Here is a 2,603-nt window from a genome sequence, read left to right as displayed (position 1 = left end):
GAGCTGAACCGGGCGACGGCGGACCGCAGCCAGGCCACCGTCCCGGGCACACCGCCGGGGGCGCCGGGCGCTGCGGGCGCGGGGGCCGCCGCGGGCGGCGGCACCAGCGCCGGGTCGGCCAGGGCCGCCGTCACGTCGTCGTAGCGGGAGAAGGTCGTGGTCGCCGCCCCGGGGACCACCGTGGTTTCGCTCATGCCGTCATCGTGGCCCCGGGTCGTTTCGGCCCCGGCCGAACCATGCCGGGGCGACCCTGGAGGCATGTCCCCGGCACCGCTCCCCCACGCGGCCCCGCCGCTGCGACCGCCCCGTCCTCCGTACAAGGGCATCCACACGGCGACGGACCCACCCACGGACCCGCCCCCGGTACACCCACCCCCGTGCCCCGACCATGGAGGCATGACGCTCGCCGCCCTCGCCGCCCTGCTCGCCGACCCCACCCGCGCCGCCATCTGCTCCGCCCTGCTCGACGGCCGTGCCTGGACGGCCGGTGAACTGGCCCGGCACGCGCGCGTCGCGCCGTCCACGGCCAGCGAGCACCTGTCCCGGCTGATCGCGGGCGGGCTGCTGGCCGAGGAGCGGCAGGGCCGGCACCGGTACGTCCGGCTGGCCTCGCCCGCGGTGGCCACGCTGATCGAGGACCTCACCGTCTTCGCCGAGTCCGGCCCCGGCCCCGCGACCGCGCCCCGCAACCTGACCGAGGCCACCCGGCTGAGCGCCGAGGCCCGCGCCCGCACCTGCTACGACCACCTTGCCGGACGCCTCGGCGTGGCCGTGTCGGACGCGCTGTTCGCCCGCGGCCTGGTCAGCGAGGAGGACGGGCCGGCCGTCACCGTTCGCGGCCGGGACTGGCTGGCCGCGCAGGCGATCGAGCTGCCGCCGAGCGCGGGCCGTCGTGGCGGACGCCCGGTGGTGCGCAGCTGCCTGGACTGGACGGAGCGCCGCAGCCACCTGGGCGGGGCGCTGGGCGCGGCCCTCTGCCGGGCCGCCCTGGACCGCGCCTGGGTGGAGCGGATCGGCTCCGGCCGGGCCCTGCGGGTCACCCCGGACGGCGGCCGGGCGCTGCGCGAACTCCTCGGCGTGGAACTGCCCTGACGCCATCCCCGGCAGCGCTCCAACCCCCGCTTGAACCCCCGCTCGAAGCGCCGGGCGCCCCCGCTCAGCCCATCGACTTCGCCCCGTCCAGCGCCTCCCGGATGATGTCCGCGTGCCCGGCGTGCTGCGCGGTCTCGGCGATCAGGTGCAGCAGCACCCGCCGGGCCGACCAGGCCGTGCCCGGCGGGAACCAGGGCGCGGGCGGCAGCTCGTGGGCGGCGTCGAGGTCGGGCAGGCTCCGGACCAGCTCGTCCGTCCCGCGCGCCGTCCGCTCGTACTCGGCGAGCAGCCCGGCCAGGGTGTCGCCCTCCGCCATCCGGAACTGGGCCGCCCAGGCGTCCGGGTCGGCGGCGCCCGCGTCCCCGCTCCGCATCGCCTCCGCGCCGCCGGTGATGAACCGCGCCCAGCGCGCCTCGACCCCCGCCACGTGCTTGATCAGGCCGCCGAGGCTCAGCTCGCTGACCGTGGTGCGCTCGGCCGCCTGCGCGTCGGTGAGGTCCCGTACGGTGCGCCGCAGCAGTCCGCGGTGCTTGTCCAGCGTCTCGACGAGGTCCTCGCGCTCACCCATCGGCCACCCCTGTCGCTCGTCGTCCCGTCGGACCCATCAGACGTCCTCCGTCTCCGGCTGCTCCCCTACCCGCCGGTCGAGGTCGATCAACCCGAAGGCCGCGCCCTGCGGGTCGCCGACCGCCGCGAACCGGCCGAACGGGCTGTCCATCGGCCCGAAGTACACCGTGCCGCCGCGCGCCGTCAGCCGCCCGATCGCGGCGTCGGTGTCGTCCACCGCGAAGTAGACGCTGATGTACGAGGGCGCCTCGGGCGGCAGGAAGTCGCCCTCCGCTCCCATCCGGCCCAGCACCGGCCGGCCGCCGACCTGGAACATCCGGTAGTCGAAGTCCCCGCCCGCCATCTTCCGCACGCCGTACGGGAAGACCGCCGGGAAGAAGGCGTCCGCCTTCGCGGGCTCGCGGGTCACCACCTCGGCCCAGCTGTACGCGCCAGGCTCGCCCTGCTTCTCGAAGCCCTCGTGCCGCCCGGCCTGCCAGACGCCGAACACCACGCCGCCCGGGTCCCTGGCGATCACCAGCGTGCCGAAGTCGCCGACCTGCATCGGCCCCATGACCACCTCGCCGCCGTTGGCGCGGATCCGTGCCGCGGTGGCGCCGGCGTCCGGCGAGGCCAGGTACAGGCACCATGCCGACTGGGCCTCCGCGCCGGGCATCGGCGGCACGATCGCGGCGACCGCCTTGCCGTCCGAGTACGCCTGGGTGTAGTTGCCGAACTCCGACGAGCTCTCGCCGAAGGTCCAGCCCAGCACGTCGCCGTAGAAGGCCTTCGCACCCTCCAGGTCGGTGAACATCGCGTCGGCCCAACAGGGTGTGCCCTCAGGTAGCGCAGCCATCTCTCTGCCCTCGTGTGTGGCGAAGTGCGCGCGCCGGGAGGGCGCACGCCGGCCCCCGGTTCGTCAGCCTAGCCACGGCACGCCGCACCCGCGCGGGCTGGAACCCGCG

Annotated in this window: 3 protein-coding genes and 1 pseudogene; 1 reads left to right on the top strand and 3 read right to left on the bottom strand. The window is 76.3% G+C overall.

Annotated features, from left to right (window positions below; all coding sequences use genetic code 11):
- A pseudogene (locus ACFU6K_RS36260) lies at positions 1-194 on the bottom strand (hypothetical protein); the annotation flags it as partial.
- A 202-nt stretch (positions 195-396) separates the two neighbouring features.
- Between ACFU6K_RS36260 and ACFU6K_RS36255 the strand changes: the two are divergent.
- Positions 397-1,092 carry an ArsR/SmtB family transcription factor gene (locus tag ACFU6K_RS36255; protein ID WP_380670492.1) on the top strand — a complete coding sequence of 232 codons (696 nt, stop codon included), beginning with the start codon at positions 397-399 and terminating at the stop codon, positions 1,090-1,092.
- A gap of 64 nt (positions 1,093-1,156) precedes the next feature.
- Here the strand turns inward: ACFU6K_RS36255 and ACFU6K_RS36250 are convergent, their stop codons facing one another.
- Entirely contained in the window at positions 1,157-1,660 is a 504-nt protein-coding gene (locus tag ACFU6K_RS36250) for a DinB family protein (protein ID WP_380670490.1), read from the bottom strand.
- 36 nt (positions 1,661-1,696) lie between these two features.
- Complete coding sequence (locus ACFU6K_RS36245) at positions 1,697-2,494, bottom strand: VOC family protein (RefSeq protein ID WP_380670488.1); 798 nt, start codon at positions 2,492-2,494, stop codon at positions 1,697-1,699.
- Positions 2,495-2,603 lie beyond the last annotated feature (109 nt).

The organism is Kitasatospora sp. NPDC057512, from assembly GCF_042802135.1.
GTDB lineage: Bacteria > Actinomycetota > Actinomycetes > Streptomycetales > Streptomycetaceae > Kitasatospora.
The sequence above is the reverse complement of the archived record's forward strand: the minus strand, read 5'-3'. Positions and strand labels throughout refer to the sequence as shown.

Coding starts and splice junctions, on each gene's coding strand:
- ACFU6K_RS36255 (WP_380670492.1), top strand. CDS start 397: ATGACGCTCGCCGCCCTCGCCGCCCTGCTCGCCGACCCCACCCGCGCC.
- ACFU6K_RS36245 (WP_380670488.1), bottom strand. CDS start 2,494: ATGGCTGCGCTACCTGAGGGCACACCCTGTTGGGCCGACGCGATGTTC.
- ACFU6K_RS36250 (WP_380670490.1), bottom strand. CDS start 1,660: ATGGGTGAGCGCGAGGACCTCGTCGAGACGCTGGACAAGCACCGCGGA.